Origin of the sequence: Rhodovulum sp. DZ06 (assembly GCF_050586345.1) — a bacterium.
Lineage (GTDB): Bacteria > Pseudomonadota > Alphaproteobacteria > Rhodobacterales > Rhodobacteraceae > JBOCEF01.
In genome coordinates, this window is the sequence record NZ_JBOCEF010000028.1 from 7077 (window position 1) to 23014 (window position 15938).

Consider the following 15938-nt stretch of genomic DNA (forward strand, 5'->3'; position numbering starts at 1 on the left):
GTGCGGGCGGCCTCGGGGGGGACGCGCCCCCCGCTCGGCCGCCCGCGCCGCGCCGAGGGCGCGGCGGGCGCTCTCCTTCAAGCCACGGGAAAAGGCGGCGGGTCGCCCCGCCGCCTTTCGCCGTCTCTGCTGAAGCGTCCGGGCCTCAGCCGCGGCGCATCACCACCGTCTGCGGCTCGGTCACCGCCATGATCGCGTCCTCGCCATGCTCGGCCCCAAGGCCCGACTGCTTGCGCCCGCCGAAGGCCGCGTCGGGGCTCAGGTAGATCGCCTCGTTGATCCAGACCGTCCCGGCCTCGATCCGGCGCGAGACACGCTCGGCCTTGTCGAGATCATCGGTCCAGATCGTGGCGCCGAGGCCGTACTCGGTGTCGTTCGCGCGCGCGATCACCTCGTCCTCGTCGTCGAAAACCAGCAGCGGCAGGACCGGGCCGAACTGCTCCTCGCGCACGATGCGGCTGTCCTCGGGCGGGTTGTCGAGGATGGTGACGGGGATGAAATAGCCCGGCCCCTGCGGCGCCTCGCCTTCGAAGGCGAACTGGTGCCCGGCGGCGCGGCTGTCGGCCAGCAGCTCATTCACCCGGTCGAACTGCGTGCGGTTCTGGATCGGGCCCACCAGGGTCCCCTCCTCGGCGCCGTCGCCGACCTTCACCTGCGCCGCGACCTCGGCCAGCGCGTCGCGGAAGGCGTCGTAGATCCCGCGCTGCACGTAGACGCGCTTGGCGGCGATGCAGATCTGGCCGGAGTTGGAGAACGCGGCCCAGAACAGCTTGGCGGCGGTCTTCTTCACGTTCACGTCGTCGAACACGATCGCCGGATCGTTGCCGCCCAGCTCCAGCGTCAGGCGCTTGAGGGACGGCGCGGCGCTGTCCATCACCCGGCGGCCGGTGGCGGTGGAGCCGGTGAAGCTGATCTTGTCGACCTGCGGATGCGCGGTGACCCAGGGGCCGAGCTCATCGCCGCCCGAGATCACCTGGAGGACGCCCGCGGGGAACAGGTCGGCCACCAGCTCGGCCACCTTCAGCGCGGCCAGCGGGGTCTGCGGGGCGGGTTTCAGCACCACCACGTTGCCGGCCAGCAGCGCCGGGGCGATCTTCCACCAGGCCAGCATCACCGGGAAGTTCCACGGAGAGATCGCGGCGACGACGCCGAGCGGCACGCGCCAGGTCTTGCTCACGCGCTTGTCGTGATCCTCGTTCACCACGACCGGAAGCTCGATCTTCGCCTGCGCCTTCAGGAAGTTGAGCAGCGACAGGATCTCGCCCTTGGCCATGGCCAGCGGCTTGCCCTGCTCGGCGGTCAGGATCGCGGCGATCTCGCCCAAATGCGCCTCGATCCGCGGGGCGAGGCCCGAGACCGCCTCGCGCCGCACGGCCTCTGGCGCGTCGCGCCAGGCGGGGTACGCGGCGCGGGCGGCGTCCATCACCGCGTCGAGTTCCTCCTTCGAGCAGCGCGGGGCGTCGCCGATCACGGCGGCGGTGGCGGGGTTGAGGACCTCCATCCGCGCGGACCCGTCGGTCAGCGCGCCATGGGTCAGCATCTTCGCCTGCAGCGGCGCGGCCTGGTCAAGCATCGTCATTCTCCTGGGATGAGCACGGGTTTGAGGTAGCGGCCCGCGTGCTGGTCCGCGACGGCCTCGTTGATCTTGGACAGCGGGTAACGGGCGACCATCCGGTCGAACGGGAAGCGCCCGGCGAGGTATTCGTCCATCAGCTCCGCCAGGAAGCCGTCGACATCCGAGTCCCCCTCGATGATGCCGCGGAAGGTCCAGCCGTTGCGCATGGCGCCCATCAGCGTGCCCGGCAGCTTCAGGTCGATCTGCGCCGCGGGCGGGATGCCGACGAAGCCGAACTGGCCGCGCTTGGCGAGGATGGCGGGGACGGTGTCGACGACCTGCGGCAGGCCGGTGGTGTCGAGCACGGCGTCCACGCCGCCCGGCAGGATCGCGCGGATCGCCTCGGCCGCGTCTTCCGCGGTGGGGTCGATGGCGTGGGTGGCGCCGAGCTCCAGCGCCAGCGCGCGGCGGCTTTCGTGGATCTCGACGGCGATGACGGTGGACAGGCCCCGCAGCTTGGCGCCCATCACAGCCGCCAGCCCCACGGCCCCGATGCCGAACACGACGAGCGAGGAGCCGGGCGCGCAGTCGAGCGAGCGCAGCACCGCCCCTGCCCCGGTCTGCACCCCGCAGCCGAGGATCCCGGCGATGTCGAGCGGCACCCCCTCGGGCACCTTCACCACGTTGCGCTCCGAGGCGATGGAATGGCTGGCGAAGGAGGACTGGCCGAAGAACGCCCCCGCCACGTCGCGGTCTCCGTCCTTCAGCGGCGTCGTCCCGTCGGGCCGCGACCCGGAGGAGTTGAGCGGCGTCATGTCGGCGCAATAGGCGGGCTCGCCGCGCGAGCAGCAGGCGCAGGAGCCGCAGGAGAGGAAGGACAGCGCCACCCGGTCGCCGGGGGCGACCTTGGTCACGCCCTGCCCGACGCTCTCGACGATCCCCGAACCCTCATGGCCGAAGACCGCGGGCATGGGCGCGGTGAACCAGCCCGCCTGGGCCACAAGGTCGGTGTGGCAGATGCCGACGCCCGCGATGCGCACCCGCACCTCTCCCGGGCCCGGGTCGCCAAGGGTGATGGCGCGCACGTCGAAGGGCGCGCCGGGTGCGTCGACCACGGCGGCGATGATGTCGGTCATGGGGGCCTCCCTTCGCCCGATGTCCATGGGGTCGCGCCGCCCCGGGACGGGGGCGGCGCGGGGGGCGTTTTCAGCCCTTGTGGTCGGCCTTGTCGGGGGCCTTCGCCGCGTCCGGGCCGCAATTGCGCAGGATCTCTTCATCCGTGCGCAGCCACAGCTCGGCGGCGATGGGGTTCTCCCGCTCCTCGAGGATATGGCCCACGAGGCCGATGGCCCGCGCCATGGTCCCGAAGCCGCGGGTGATGAACCACGGGAAGCCCATCTCGCAGCAGATGGCCCCGAGCGCGCCGGTGGCGTTGATGGCGAGCGGTCGGCCCGCCTTGGCCTCCGCCTCGGCGCCGATACTACGCATCAGCGCGATGTACTCGCCCGAGAACCCGTTCTGCGCCGCCAGCTCGAACAGGCGCGGGGTGCGCGGGTCGATGGGCTTGTGCACCGGGTGGCCGAGGCCGGGGACGATCTGCTTCCGGGCGCGGTAGTCGGCGACCGTCTTCACCGCCAGCGCGTCGAGATCGACGCCGGTCCCCACCTGATCCTCGGGCAGCGCGTCGTAGAGCATCTTCGCCGCGCCCTCCATGGACCCCACGAAGACGGAGCCGAGCCCGTTCAGACCCGCCGCCACCGCCGCCTGCAGCGATTCCGGCGCCCCGAGATAGGTCATCCGCGCGACGATGGCGGACGGGGTGATCCCGTGCTCCACCAGCGTGATGACCACCGCGTTGAACATGCGGCTTTCTTCGGGCGTCGGCTTGCGGTGCTTGACCAGCAGGAAGGCGAGGTCCCCGAGGTTCATCTCCCCGAGGATCTCGGTCGGCAGGTCGAGCCCGTGGACCGTGATCCTGTCCGGGGTCGACCAGCCGATCTTCGAGGTCAGCTCGGGCTTGCGCCTGGCCATTACACCGGGTCCCAGGGGAAGATGTCGGCCGAGACGTCCATCGGGGTGAACGAGCCCTTGAGCGCGGGCATCCCGTGGGAGGCGACGGTCTCCTCGGTCCAGCCCTCGCCGCGATGCACCGAGCGGATCGGGCGGATCTGGTTCATCAGGAAGATCTCGTTGTTGCGCACCGAGAAGATCTGCCCGGTGACGTCCCTGGACGCATCGCCCGCGAGGAAGTTGACCAGCGGCGCGATCTTCTCGGGCTTCATCTCGCGCAGCTTGGCGACGCGGGCTTCCTGCTCGGGCGAGTCGACCTTGATGTTCGAGGTCATGCGCGACCAGGCGAAGGGCGCGATGCAGTTCGAGCGGACGTTCCAGCGCGCCAGGTCCAGCGCGATGGATTTCGACAGCGCCACGATGCCGAGCTTGGCGGCCGAGTAGTTGGCCTGCGCCAGGTTCCCGATCAGCCCCGAGGTCGAGGTCATGTGGATGAGCGAGCCGCTCTCCTGCGCGCGGAACACCGGGGACGCGGCCTTCGAGACGTTGAAGGCGCCGAACAGGTGGACGCGGATCACGGACTCGAAATCCTCGAAGGACATCTTGTGGAAGAAGCCGTCGCGCAGGATGCCGGCGTTGTTCACGCAGGCGTCCAGCCGGCCGAAAGTGTCCATCGCGGCCTGGACCATCGCCTCGGCCCCGTCCGGGTCCGCCACGCTGTCGCCGTTGGCGACGGCGGCGCCGCCCATGGCCAGGATCTCGTCGACCACCGCCTGCGCGGCCGAGCCGGTCTGCCGGTCGCCGGTCAGCGTGGCCCCGAGGTCGTTGACCACCACCGAGGCGCCCGCCTTCGCGGCCCCGAGGGCCAGGGCCTTGCCGATGCCGCCGCCCGCGCCGGTCACCAGAACGACTTTTCCGTCCAACATGGTCTTCTCTCCCGTCTGTCTTGCGGGGCGCGCGCCCGGGCGGGCGGCGCCCTTCATCTCTCTCGCCGCGGCCCGTTCAGGCCGCGGTCGTCAGCGTTCCCGTCACCGCCTTCACGCCATCGGCGCGGGCGACCCAGACGTCCCAGACGCCCGGCTCCCCCTCGCGCGCGGCGCCCGAGGCGGTCAGCGTCTCGCCCACCATCGCCGGGGCGGCGAAGCGCAGCTTCAGCGCGCCGGAGGCGAAGCCCGGGCCGCCCGCGCGTTCGAGCGCGTCGACCAGCAGGTTCATCATCATCGACCCGTGCACGATGGCCCCGCCGAAGGGGGTCTTGGCGGCGAAGGTCTCGTCAAGGTGCAGGGGGTTGAAGTCCTGCACCAGCTCGGCGTGCTTCGCGACCTTGTCGGCGGTCGCCTGAAGCCTGCGCGGGGGGATCTCGGTCAAGAGCATCGCGGGGTCCTCCGTCACAGCTTCCAGATGATGAGAAAATCGCCGCGGCAGACGATCTCGCCGTCGATCCGCCCCTCGGTGCGGATGGTCACCCACTTGCGGTCCTTGCGGATCTCCTTGCCCGCGCAGGCGGCCTTGACCGTCAGCACGTCGCCGAGCTTCGGCGCCGGGCCTTCGAAGGCGAGTTCCTGCGAGGCGTGGATGTTGCCCGCCGGGCGCGGCTGGCCCGACTTGATGAAGGCCTCGACCATGGCCGAGACCAGCAGCCCGCGCGGCAGGCCGTAAGACGGGCCGGGCCCGTAGACTTCTTCCCACAGGTCCAGCTTGGCCCGGTCCAGGGTCACCGACACGGTGTTGAGCGCCAGCCCGGGTTCGAAATCGGCCCAGGTCCAGACGTCGCCCGCCGGGATCGCCGGCGCCTCGTGATCGCTCATGTCCTGCTCTCCCTTTCCGGCGCCGGTCACAGCTTGCGGCTGATGATTTCGCGCATGATCTCGGAGCTGCCGCCATAGATCCGCAGCACGCGGCAGTCGGTCCAGGCGCGGCCGATGGGATATTCGCGGGTATAGCCGTAGCCGCCATGCAGCTGCAGGAAGATGTCGAGCCACTTGCCCAGCATCTCGGTCGAGGTGAGCTTGGCGGCGGCGGCCATCTCGGGCGTCAGCTCGCGCCGCAGGTGGGCGTCGAGGCAGCGGTCGATCCAGGTCCGGCACATGGCGATCTCGGCCGCGGCCTCGGCCAGGCGGTACTTGGCCGTCTGGAACTCGAACACCTGCTGGCCGAACACCTTGCGCTCGCGCGTGTAATTCAGCGTCGCCTCGTGCATCGCCTCGAGCGTGACGGCGGCGCGCAGCGCGATCACCATGCGCTCCTGCGCCAGCTCGCCCATCAGGTAGCGAAAGCCCTTGTCCGCCTCGCCCAGCATGTTCGAGGCAGGCACCCGCACGTTCTCGAAGAACAGCTCCGCCGTGTCCTGCGCGTGCTGGCCGATCTTCTCGATCGACCGCCCGCGGGAGAAGCCTTCGCGCGTCGCCTCCACCAGGAACAGCGAGACACCGCGCCGCCCGGCCTCGGGCGTGGTCTTGGCGACGACGATGATCAGGTCGGCGTTGTGGCCGTTGGTGATGAAGGTCTTCTGGCCGTTGATGACGTAATCATCGCCGTCCTTCTTCGCCGTGGTCTTGATCGCGGCGAGGTCCGATCCCGCGCCCGGCTCGGTCATGGCGATGGCGGTGATCGCCTCGCCCCGGGCCATCTTCGGCAGCCATTCCTGTTTCTGCGCCTCGGTCCCGTAATTCACCAGGTACGGGGCCACGACGTCGGAATGCAGCGGGAAGCCCGGGCCGGTGGCGCCGACGCGGGAGAGCTCCTCGATGATCACCGCCGAATGGCCGAAATCACCGCCGCCGCCGCCATATTCCTCGGGCGCGGCGCAGAGCAGCAGGCCCATCTGCCCCGCCTTCAGCCAGGCGTCGCGGGAGACGCGGTGCTGGCGCTCCCACTCCTCGTGATGGGGCAGGATCTCGTCCGCGATGAAGCGCCGGACGCTCTCGCGGAAGATCTCGTGGTCGTCGCGGTAAGGGCGCGGGAAGGACAGGAAGCTCATGCGTAGAACCCCTTGTTCTCGGCCGCCATCTCGCGCAGCAGCGCGGGCGGGGTGAACCGCTCGCCGGCGGTCTGCGCCAGCGCCTCGCAATCGGCGAGGAATTTCGGCGTGCCGACGAGATCGACGTAAGAACACACGCCGCCGGTGTGCTTGGCGAAGCTCCAGCCAAGGACGGAGCCGAGATCGGCGGTCTCGGGCCGCTCGATCACGCCTTCCTCGAAGCACTTGATCGCCTCGAGGCCCTGGATGTGCAGGATCCGGTCCTGGATCGCCTGCGGGCTCGGCTGCTGCGCCTCGGGCGGCCAGAACTCGGCCAGCCCGGCCCAGAGGGACGGGCCCTCGGCGGTGTAGTCGTAGAAGCCCTGCCCGTTCTTGCGGCCAAGGCGCCCGGCCTCGACCAGCCTGGTCAGGACGGCGATCTCGGGGGTGATCTCGCCGCCGCGGCCCTTGTCCACGGCCTCCTGCTTGCGGACCTGGAGCATGAGGTCGAGCCCCACGCCGTCGGCCAGCATCAGCGGCCCGGCGGGCATCCCCGCGGCGGTGGCCACGTTCTCGATGGCCGCCGGCTGCACCCCGTCGCGCAGCAGCGCCATGCCCTCGTTCACGAAGGAGGACACGCAGCGCGAGGTGAAGAAGCCCGGCCCGTCATTGACGATGATCGGCACCCGCGAGAGCAGCTTCGAGATGTCGAGCGCATGGGCCAGCGTCTCGTCCGAGGTCTTCTCGCCGCGGATGATCTCCAGCAGCGGCATGCGCGGCACGGGGCTGAAGAAATGCATCCCGATGAAGCGGTCGGGGCGCGGGGAATTCTCGGCCAGGCCCGTGATCGGGATCTTGGAGGTGTTGGAGCCGAAGAACACGTCCTCGCCCGCCGCCGCCAGCGCCCTGGCGGTCGCCTCGCGCTTGACCTCGCGGTCCTCGAACACCGCCTCGATGATCGCCTGCACGCCTTCGAGCGCGGCGAAATCGTCGGTGAAGGTCATGCGGGCGACCATCGCGTCGCGCTTCGCCTCGGTCAGGAACCCGCGGGAGATCTGCTTTTCCAGCCCCGCCTTCACCTTGTCGAACGCGGCGGCGGCGGCCTCGGCGTCGCGCTCGATCACCACGGCGTCGACGCCGTTCTTCGCGGCGACCTCGGCCACGCCGGCGCCCATGGTGCCGCCGCCGAGGATCCCGAGCTTGGTCACGGTCAGCGCGGGCGCCTCGGGGCGGGCCTTGGCCTTGCGCGCGTCATTCTGGGTGAAGAAGAACGTGCGCACGGTGTTCTGGGCGACCTCGCCGGGGAAGATCTCCAGCACCTTGGCGAATTCGATCCGCAGGGCGACGTCCATCGGGGCGCGCATGCCCTCGTAGACGCACGACAGGATCGCGACGGGCGCGGGGAAGTTGCCGCGGGTCTTGGCGTGCAGCTTGGCCGATTCCATCTGGAAGAAGCCCTGCGCCTGGCGCGATTCCACGTCCATGCCGGGGGCGATGAAGCCGCGGCCGTCCCAGGGCTGGGCCGGGTCGGTGCAGGCGTCGATCATCGCGCGCGCCTCGGCCATCAGGTCCGCGGGGGCGACGAGCTTGTCGAAAAGGCCCATCGCGGCGCCCTCGGCCGCCGTCACCGGCTTGCCCGAGAGCATCATCGGGACCGCCTTGGCGATGCCGACGAGGCGCGGCAGGCGCTGGGTGCCGCCCGCGCCGGGGATCAGGCCCAGCGTGGATTCCGGCAGGCCGAACCGGGCCTTGGGGTTGTCCGCGACGACGCGGAAGCGGCAGGCCAGCGCAAGCTCCAGCCCCCCGCCGAGGGCCGAGCCGTTCAGCGCCGCGACCACCGGCTTGCCGCCCTTCTCCATCCGGCGCAGCGCGTCGCGGAAGACGGTCAGCAGGGGCGCGATCTCTTCCGCCGGGCGGCCGCGCAGGCTCTGGATGAAGGTCAGGTCGGCGCCGGCGATGAAGGTCTCTTTCGCCGAGGCGAGGATCACGCCGCGCACGGCCTCATCCGCGATCAGCGCGTCCATCGCCGCGATGAACTCGGCCTTCGCCGCGCCCGAGAGCACGTTGACCGAGGCGTCCGCCGCATCCCAGGTGACGGTGGCGATGCCGTCGGCGGCTTTCTCGACACGGATTGCTTGCGACATGATGCGGCTCCTCCCTTGGTGCTTGATAGGTCTCTACCGAGGCAAATTGGCGATTGCAATACCGCTCAGTGAAATTTAATTTTCACTCAGAGGAGGATTCCATGTCTGAAGTCTATATCTACGACGCGGTGCGCACGCCCCGCGGCAAACGCAATGGCGGCGCGGCGGCGATCAGCCCGATCCAGCTTGGCGCGACGCCGCTGCGCGCGCTGTCCGAGCGGAACGATCTGTCGGGCGCGCTGGTGGGCGACGTGGTCATGGGCTGCGTGGTTCCCGTGGGCGAACAGGGCGGCGACATCGCCCGCGCCTCGGTGCTGGCGGCGGGCTGGCCGATCGAGGTGCCCGCGGTGCAGATCAACCGCTTCTGCGGCTCGGGCCTCGACGCCGTGGGCCAGGCCGCGGGCCAGATCGGCGCGGGCATGTGCGACATCGCCGTGGGCGGCGGGGTCGAGAGCATGTCGCGCGTGCCGATGGGCGCGGATCGCGGGGCCTGGGCCTCGGACCCGCGCGAGACCATCGCCTCCCACTACGTCCCCCAGGGCATCGGCGCGGACGTGCTCGCCACGCAATACGGGTTCAGCCGGACGGACGTGGACGCCTATGCGGCCGAGAGCCAGGCGCGCGCCGCGGCGGCCGTGCAGGGCGGGCGCTTCGCGAAATCCATCGTGCCGGTGAAGAATTCCGCCGGGCTGGTGGAGTGCGAGCGGGACGAGCACATGCGCCCCGGCGCCACGGTGGAAAGCTTAAGCAAGCTGAAACCGGCCTTCGAGGCGGCGGGCAAGGCGGCGTTCGATGCGCGCATCAAGCTGCGCTATCCGGAGCTTGAGAAGGTCACCCATGTCCACACCGCGGGCAATTCGTCCGGCATCGTGGACGGCGCCGCGGCGGTGCTGATGGGCGACGCCTCGGCGGAGGCCAAGCTCGGCAAGAAGCCCCGGGCGAAGCTGCGCTCCTGGGCCAATATCGGCTCCGAGCCGTCGATCATGCTGACCGGCCCGGTCCCGGCGACCGAGCTGGCGCTGAAGCGCGCGGGCATGACCATCAATGACATCGACCTGTTCGAGATCAACGAGGCCTTCGCCTCGGTGGTGATGTTCGCGATGGAGGAGCTGGGGCTCGACCATTCCAAGGTCAACGTGAACGGCGGCGCCATCGCGCTCGGCCACCCCCTCGGGGCCACCGGCGCGATGCTGCTGGGCACGGTGCTGGACGAGCTGGAGCGGCAGGACAAGTCGGTCGGCCTGATCACGCTCTGCGTTGCGGGCGGCATGGGCACGGCGGCGATCATCGAGCGGGTCTGACCCGCGCGCCCGCCGCATGAAAACGCCGCCGGGGTCGTCCCCGGCGGCGTTTTTCGTTTGAAGGGGGGGCCGCTTCCCCCTGCCCCGGATCAGCCCACGGCGCGCTCGCGCCCTTCCCAGTGGGGCTTGCGCAGGGCGACCTTGTCGATCTTGCCCAGCGGGGTGAGCGGCAGGTCGGGGACGATCTCCACCGCCTTCGGGGCCTGGATCGCGCCCTTGTGCTCCTTCACCAGCGCGGTGACCTGCTCGGCCGTGATCGTGGCGCCGGCGCGGGGGACGACATAGGCCATGACCGCCTCGCCCCACTTGTCATGCGGGACGCCGATGACGGCGCACATGGCCACCGATTCCTCGGCGTAGAGCACGTCCTCGACCTCCTTCGGGTAGATGTTGAAGCCGCCCGAGACGATCATGTCCTTCTTGCGGTCGACGATATAGAGCCGCCCCTCGGCATCCGCGACGGCGATGTCGCCGGTGTGCAGCCAGCCCCCTTCCAGCGCCACCAGGTTCTCGTCATGCCGGTCGCGATAGCCGGTCATGGCCGAGGGCGCGCGCACGCAGATCTCTCCGGGCTCGCCCTGCGCGACCTCCCGCCCCTCGGGGTCCAGCAGCTTCACCTGCGCCTGGGAGACGGGGCGGCCGCAGGACATCAGCAGCTCCGGGCGCTCCGGGTCGTGATCCTCGGGCGGCAGGAAGGTGATCGGGTAGCACTCGGTCTGGCCGTAGAACTGCGCGAAGACCGGCCCGAAGGTGTCGAGCCCCTGCTTCAGGCGCAGCGGCGACATGGGCGCCGCGCCGTAGAGCAGCAGCTCGAGCGAGGAGGTGTCGCGGGTCTTGACGTCGGGGTGGTCCAGGAGCGCGTAGATCATCGTCGGCGCCAGCAGCGCGACCGAGATCCGCTCCGCCTCGATCAGCTCCAGCACCCGGGCGGGGTCGAAGCCGCGGACCATGCGCACCATGCCGCCGCGCAGCAGGGTCGGGACGATCTTGGTGCCGCCCACGTGGCTGATCGGCGCGACGGCGAGGAACCGGGGCGCCTTCGGCAGGTCGTAATCCGCCAGCACCGACAGGGTCATCGCCGCGACGCCGCCCTGGGTGCGCACCACCTTCTTGGGCCGCCCCGTGGCGCCGCCGGTGAAGTTGAGCGTCGCGGTCATCTCGGGCGTTCCGACATTCACCACCTGCGCGTCCGCGTGGCGGCGCGCGCGGGCGGTCAGCGAGGTCTCGCCGCCGCCCAGCAGCAGGTGCGCCGGGTCCGGCAGCGCCTTCGCCAGCGCCGCGGCGGTCTCGGCATGGCTTTCATCGTCGGCGACGACGACGACGGGCGACAGCTCCCGGATCTGCGCCTCGTGCACCTCGGCCGAGGCCATGGGGTGCAGGTTGCTGACCGCGCCGCCGAGGGCCTGGGTGGCGACCACGGTGCACCAGGCCTCGACCCGGTTCGAGGACAGGATCGCCACCGCCTGCTCGGGACCGACGCCGAGGGCCTTCAGCTCCACCTGCAGCCCCGCGATCAGGGCCTCGGTCTCGGCATAGGTCATCTCGCCGCCATCCCAGCGAAAGGCGATGCGGTCCGGGTAGCGGCGCAGCGCTCGCAGGGCGAGGGCGGCGTCGGTGGCGGTCTGGTGAAGCTCTGCGGCGGCGTCCATCTCGGGTCTCCTCCCTTGCCGCGGGCGGGCGAGGGGGCCCGGCGCGGCGGTCTTGCGCGGCGCCCCCCTCCCATCGGGGGACGCCGGACATTCGGCATGGCGCGGCCGGTCCCGGGGGCGCGCGGACGCCCCCGGGCTGCGCCCGGCGCCTTGTGTCTGTGCGTGGGCCGCCCGGGATGCCGGGGGCCGGGATGCCTTCGGCGCGGCCGGTCAGCCGCGCGCGGCCCTCACCACGGGGACCGCCAGCCGAGCTTGGCCGCGAGATGCACGAGCCGCGGCCCGCATTCCTCGACCAGCTTCGCCTCGTCCAGCACGAAGGCCGGGCCGCCGCAGTTCATCGACATGTAGGTCTGGTGGTCGGCGTCGTAGATCGGCGTCGCCGCCGCGCGCACGTTGTTGCGCCATTCGCGGTCCACGACGCAGAAACCGCGGGTGCGGACCTCCTCGATCGAGCGCAGCACCCGCTCGCGCAGCTCGGGCCAGGCGGCGCCGTAGAGGACCTCCCAACGCTTGAACTTCGCCTCGATCTCCTCGTCCGAAAGACAGGCGAGATAGGCGCGCCCGACGGCGGTGTTGGCCATGGAGACGCGCGAGCCGACATCGAGCAGCAGCCCGTCCGCCCCCGCCGCCGCGCTGGCGGCGACGTAGACCATGGTGTCTTCCTCGGGCCAGGACAGCGCGACCGAGGCGTTGGAGGCGTTGGCGATCTCCTGCATCCCGCTCTGGGCCATCTGGCGCACGCGCAGCTTGCCGAGGACCGTGTAGCCCAGCGTCAGCAGGGTCGGCGACGGGTAGTATTTGCGCGACCCGTCGCGCTTCAGGTAGCCCAGTTCCGTCAGCGTGTGCGTCAGGCGGGTGACCGTGGCCTTGGCGATGCCGGTGCTCTCCGACAGCTCGTTGTTGCCCATCGCCCCGTCGCGCAGCCGGAAGGCCTGCAGAAGCTGCATGGCGCGGGCCACCGACCAGATGAACTTGCGGTCCTCGCCATACTCGGCCTCGAGGCTCTCGAGCGAGCGGGCGGCGAAGATGCGCGACGGCCCGGACGGGTGCGTCGTCGCGTCGTGCCTGCGTTCGGGGGCCTGCGCCATGTGGTTCTCCTGTCCGCCCCCCTTAGCCGGGGGATCGCCTGCTCTACGCTCAGTCCATCATGTTCGGCAGAACGAGGCTGATCTGCGGGAACGCGATGATGAGGGCCATGATAACGATCTCGGCCAGCAGGAACCACATGACTCCGCGGAAGATGTCGCGCAGCTCCACCTGGTCGCCCACGACGCTTTTCACCACGAAGACGTTGAGGCCGACCGGGGGCGTGAGCAGGCCGATCTCGATCATCTTCACGATGATCACGCCCATCCAGATCAGGTTCATGTCGAGCGTCTCGAACGCCGGAAGCAGGATCGGAAGGGTGATCAGCAGGATGCCGATCGGGTCGAGGAACAAGCCCAGCAGCAGGTACAGGACCACGACCACCAGGATCAGCTGCAGCTCGGACATCTGGCTGCGCTCGATGAAGTCGCCGACGATGGGCGGGATGCCCGAGAGCGCCAGCAGCTTCGAGAACAGCGCCGCCGCCAGCGCCACGAAGAAGATCGAGGCCGAGGAGGAGAGCGCGTCCGCGACCGAGCCGCGGAAGAAGGAGAAGGAGAAATCGCCGCGCGCGATCACCAGCGCGAGGGTGGCGACGGAGCCGAGGGCCGCGGCCTCGGTCGCCGTGGCGACGCCGCCATAGATCGAGCCCATGACCACCACGATCAGGAACGGGATCGGCCAGATCTCTTTCAGCACCGAGAACCGGTCGCGCCAGGAGAAGTGGTCGTCCACGGCCGGCGCCAGCGACGGGTTGAACTTGCAGCGCAGGATGATGAGCAGCGAGTAGATCACCGCCGTCAGGATGCCCGGCAGCAGGCCCGCCATCAGCAGCTTGCCGACATGTTCCTGCGCGTACCAGGCGTAGACGACGAAGAGGATCGAGGGCGGGATCAGCGCGCCGATGGTGCCGGCGCAGGCGATCACGGACGTCGCCAGCGAGGGCGCGTAGCCCGCCTTGAGCATCTCGGGCGCCGCCAGCCGCGTCATCGCCGCCGAGGTGGCGAGCGAGGAGCCGGAGGAGGCGGCGAACATCGCGGTGGCCACGTTGGTCGCGACCGCAAGGCCGCCGGGCAGCCGCGACAGCCATATCCGCCCGGCCTTGAACAGGGACGTGGTCAGCCCGCCATGGAAGGCGAAGGCGCCCATCAGCAGGAACATCGGGATCGCGCTCAGCGTCCAGTGGGCGGCGAAGCTGTGGGTCTCGGACCCCAGCATCGACATCGCCGCGCGCGGCCCGCGGATGAAGAAGATCCCCCCGGCCGACACGATGGCGAGCGCGATCGCGATCGGCATGCGCAGCGCCAGCAGCACGAAGAGCAGCAGCAGGGCGAAGATGAAGACGGTAGCCGGTTCCATGATGTGCGCGTGGCCCGTAGCTGGAAATTCAGGAAAAGGTCGGCGGAGCGGCGCGCCTCCCCCTTGCGGCGGGGGCGCGCGCCGGGCGCTCAGACGCCGCCCGAGGGGGTGTCGTGATGGGCCGGGTGCTCGCCGTCATCGGCGGCGCGCGCATCGAGGACCGCGCGGATCAGCACCACCACGGTGGCGAGGCCCAGCAGCAGCACGGCGACGAAGCAGGCCCAGTAGACCGGCCAGGTCGGGATCTCCATCAACCCGCTGTCGATGAAGGCGCCGCGCTTGGTCTTCTTCTCGGCCAGGTCATACGAGGCGACGGCCCAGCAATAGACGAAGGCGAGCGCGCCGACGCTGGTCAGCGCCCGCAGCCAGTGCTGGACCTTGTCCGACAGACCTTGCGTGAACAGGTCCACGGCGATGTTGGAATCGCGCAGCTGGATCAGGCCCAGCGGCATGTAGACGATGGCGATCATGTACCACTCGGCCGTGATCTCCAGCGTGCCGGGCAGCGGCGTGCTGAACAGCGTGCGCGCGATCACGTCGCCGCCGATATGCAGCATCATCAGCACCATGGCGACGGCGCCGACCAGGAACGACGCCTTTGCGGCGAGCGTCACGCCCTTCTCGAACAGGCTGAACATGGCGAAGGCCTCCCCCTTCCGTGTCGGCCGCGGGCGCGGCATGCGCGCGGCCCTTGCGGCGCGCGGCCCCGCCGCTGCGGGGCCGTGCGCGGTTCAGATGGCGATCAGTAGTCGATCTTGTCGTAGATCTCGGCCTTCAGGCGCGCCTCGAACGCGTCCATGTCGCCGCCCGCCTCGGCCTCGATGGCCTCCCACTTGGCGATCAGGGCCTTGAACTTCGCGGCGGTGGCCTCGGCGTCGGCGACGCCGGCGTCCTGGCCGCGCTTGATCGCCAGCGCCTCGACCTCGGCGCGCGCCTCGGCCAGCACCGCCTTGAACTTGTCGTCGGCCGGGATGTACTTCACGCCGTTCGCCTCGGCGCCCGCGCGGGCCTTGCGGTCGCCGCCGAGATACGCCTCGGTCACCTCGGTGATCAGCGAGGGCATGTTGGCGATGAAGGCGTCCTTGGCGGCCTGGTCGAAGTCTTCCCACAGGTAGGCGTTCATCGCCATCAGGTGGCCGCCCTGGAAGGCGCCGAGCGGCAGCTCGAACACCACCTTGGCGGTATCCCAGAGCGAGCGGACGTCGAGCCACACCTCGGGGGCGACGGCGCAGTCGATCAGGCCGCGCTGGAACGCCTCGTACATCTCCGAGGCCTGCACGTTGACCGGGTTGGCGCCGAGCTTCTCGACGATCAGCGACCAGTTGGAGCTGACCTTGATGTTCTTGCCGACGAGGTCCTCGGAGGTCTCGATGCCCTCGCGGCAGTAGAGGATGTAGTCGGTGATGCGCTGCACGACGAAGGTCTTGGCGTCGTAGGAGGCCATCTCCTCGGCGCAGCCCGGGCAGTTCAGCAGCTGCAGCTCGGTCACCGCCGCGGTGCCGGCGAGCGGCGAGGCGCCGAGCATGCCGAGATTGGTGATCATCACCGAGTGCGGCAGCGAGGACGGGATGTAGACGTCGACGACGTAGCCCGCCGAGACGAGGTCCGAGGAGATGCCCTCGAGCGTGGTCTTGGTGCCGGTGACGACCGAGCCGGGCTGCAGGTCGAGCGTGACCGCGCCGCCGGTGGCCGCGGTGATGCGCTCGAAGAACGGGGTCACGGCCTCGGTGTTGATCGGGTGATTCTGCGGCATGAACGTGCCGTAGGACACGCTCTGGGCCTGCGCGGCGCCCGTCGCGACGATGGCGCCGATGGCGCCGATCACGGCGGCGCCGAGGGTTCCGGTCTTGCTCATGCCTTTGGTCCTCCCATGGA

14 protein-coding genes are annotated in these 15938 nt (G+C 70.2%); 1 reads left to right on the forward strand and 13 read right to left on the reverse strand.

What is annotated here, in order from left to right; translation table 11 throughout:
* Positions 1 to 145 precede the first annotated feature (145 nt).
* The 8 genes from ACQ5SO_RS13020 to ACQ5SO_RS13055 form a co-directional block, all read right to left on the reverse strand.
* Positions 146 to 1573: an aldehyde dehydrogenase family protein gene (locus ACQ5SO_RS13020; RefSeq protein WP_430942043.1), complete on the reverse strand. Its 1428-nt coding sequence runs from the start codon at positions 1571 to 1573 to the stop codon at positions 146 to 148.
* Positions 1574 to 1575: 2 nt separating this feature from the next.
* Positions 1576 to 2691, reverse strand: coding sequence for an NAD(P)-dependent alcohol dehydrogenase (locus ACQ5SO_RS13025; RefSeq protein WP_430942044.1), 1116 nt, complete (start codon positions 2689 to 2691; stop codon positions 1576 to 1578).
* A 70-nt stretch (positions 2692 to 2761) separates the two neighbouring features.
* Entirely contained in the window at positions 2762 to 3586 is an 825-nt protein-coding gene (locus ACQ5SO_RS13030) for a citryl-CoA lyase (RefSeq protein ID WP_430942045.1), read from the reverse strand.
* Positions 3586 to 4491: an SDR family NAD(P)-dependent oxidoreductase gene (locus ACQ5SO_RS13035; protein WP_430942046.1), complete on the reverse strand. Its 906-nt coding sequence runs from the start codon at positions 4489 to 4491 to the stop codon at positions 3586 to 3588. The genes ACQ5SO_RS13030 and ACQ5SO_RS13035 overlap by 1 nt, the downstream gene beginning before the upstream one ends.
* Positions 4492 to 4567: 76 nt before the next feature.
* Positions 4568 to 4939 (reverse strand): MaoC family dehydratase, encoded by a 372-nt coding sequence (locus ACQ5SO_RS13040; protein ID WP_430942047.1) that lies wholly within the window; start codon positions 4937 to 4939, stop codon positions 4568 to 4570.
* 14 nt (positions 4940 to 4953) lie between these two features.
* Positions 4954 to 5373 carry a hypothetical protein gene (locus ACQ5SO_RS13045; protein WP_430942048.1) on the reverse strand — a complete coding sequence of 140 codons (420 nt, stop codon included), beginning with the start codon at positions 5371 to 5373 and terminating at the stop codon, positions 4954 to 4956.
* 26 nt (positions 5374 to 5399) lie between these two features.
* Positions 5400 to 6545, reverse strand: coding sequence for an acyl-CoA dehydrogenase family protein (locus ACQ5SO_RS13050; RefSeq protein ID WP_430942049.1), 1146 nt, complete (start codon positions 6543 to 6545; stop codon positions 5400 to 5402).
* Positions 6542 to 8668 carry a 3-hydroxyacyl-CoA dehydrogenase NAD-binding domain-containing protein gene (locus ACQ5SO_RS13055; RefSeq protein WP_430942050.1) on the reverse strand — a complete coding sequence of 709 codons (2127 nt, stop codon included), beginning with the start codon at positions 8666 to 8668 and terminating at the stop codon, positions 6542 to 6544. The genes ACQ5SO_RS13050 and ACQ5SO_RS13055 overlap by 4 nt, the downstream gene beginning before the upstream one ends.
* Before the next feature lie 101 nt (positions 8669 to 8769).
* Here ACQ5SO_RS13055 and ACQ5SO_RS13060 point away from each other — a divergent pair, with 101 nt between their 5' ends.
* The gene (locus ACQ5SO_RS13060) at positions 8770 to 9969 is read left to right on the forward strand and encodes an acetyl-CoA C-acetyltransferase (protein WP_430942051.1); all 1200 of its coding nucleotides are present in this window, start codon (positions 8770 to 8772) and stop codon (positions 9967 to 9969) included.
* Positions 9970 to 10058: 89 nt separating this feature from the next.
* Here ACQ5SO_RS13060 and ACQ5SO_RS13065 read toward each other — a convergent pair whose 3' ends face one another.
* The 5 genes from ACQ5SO_RS13065 to ACQ5SO_RS13085 form a co-directional block, all read right to left on the reverse strand.
* Positions 10059 to 11618, reverse strand: coding sequence for an AMP-binding protein (locus ACQ5SO_RS13065; protein WP_430942052.1), 1560 nt, complete (start codon positions 11616 to 11618; stop codon positions 10059 to 10061).
* A 227-nt stretch (positions 11619 to 11845) separates the two neighbouring features.
* Positions 11846 to 12706 (reverse strand): IclR family transcriptional regulator, encoded by an 861-nt coding sequence (locus tag ACQ5SO_RS13070; RefSeq protein ID WP_430942053.1) that lies wholly within the window; start codon positions 12704 to 12706, stop codon positions 11846 to 11848.
* Positions 12707 to 12755: 49 nt separating this feature from the next.
* A complete protein-coding gene (locus ACQ5SO_RS13075; protein ID WP_430942054.1) occupies positions 12756 to 14063 on the reverse strand; it encodes a TRAP transporter large permease in 1308 nt (435 codons plus the stop codon).
* An 89-nt stretch (positions 14064 to 14152) separates the two neighbouring features.
* The gene (locus tag ACQ5SO_RS13080; protein ID WP_430942055.1) at positions 14153 to 14701 is read right to left on the reverse strand and encodes a TRAP transporter small permease; all 549 of its coding nucleotides are present in this window, start codon (positions 14699 to 14701) and stop codon (positions 14153 to 14155) included.
* A gap of 104 nt (positions 14702 to 14805) precedes the next feature.
* Positions 14806 to 15918, reverse strand: coding sequence for a hypothetical protein (locus ACQ5SO_RS13085; RefSeq protein WP_430942056.1), 1113 nt, complete (start codon positions 15916 to 15918; stop codon positions 14806 to 14808).
* Positions 15919 to 15938 lie beyond the last annotated feature (20 nt).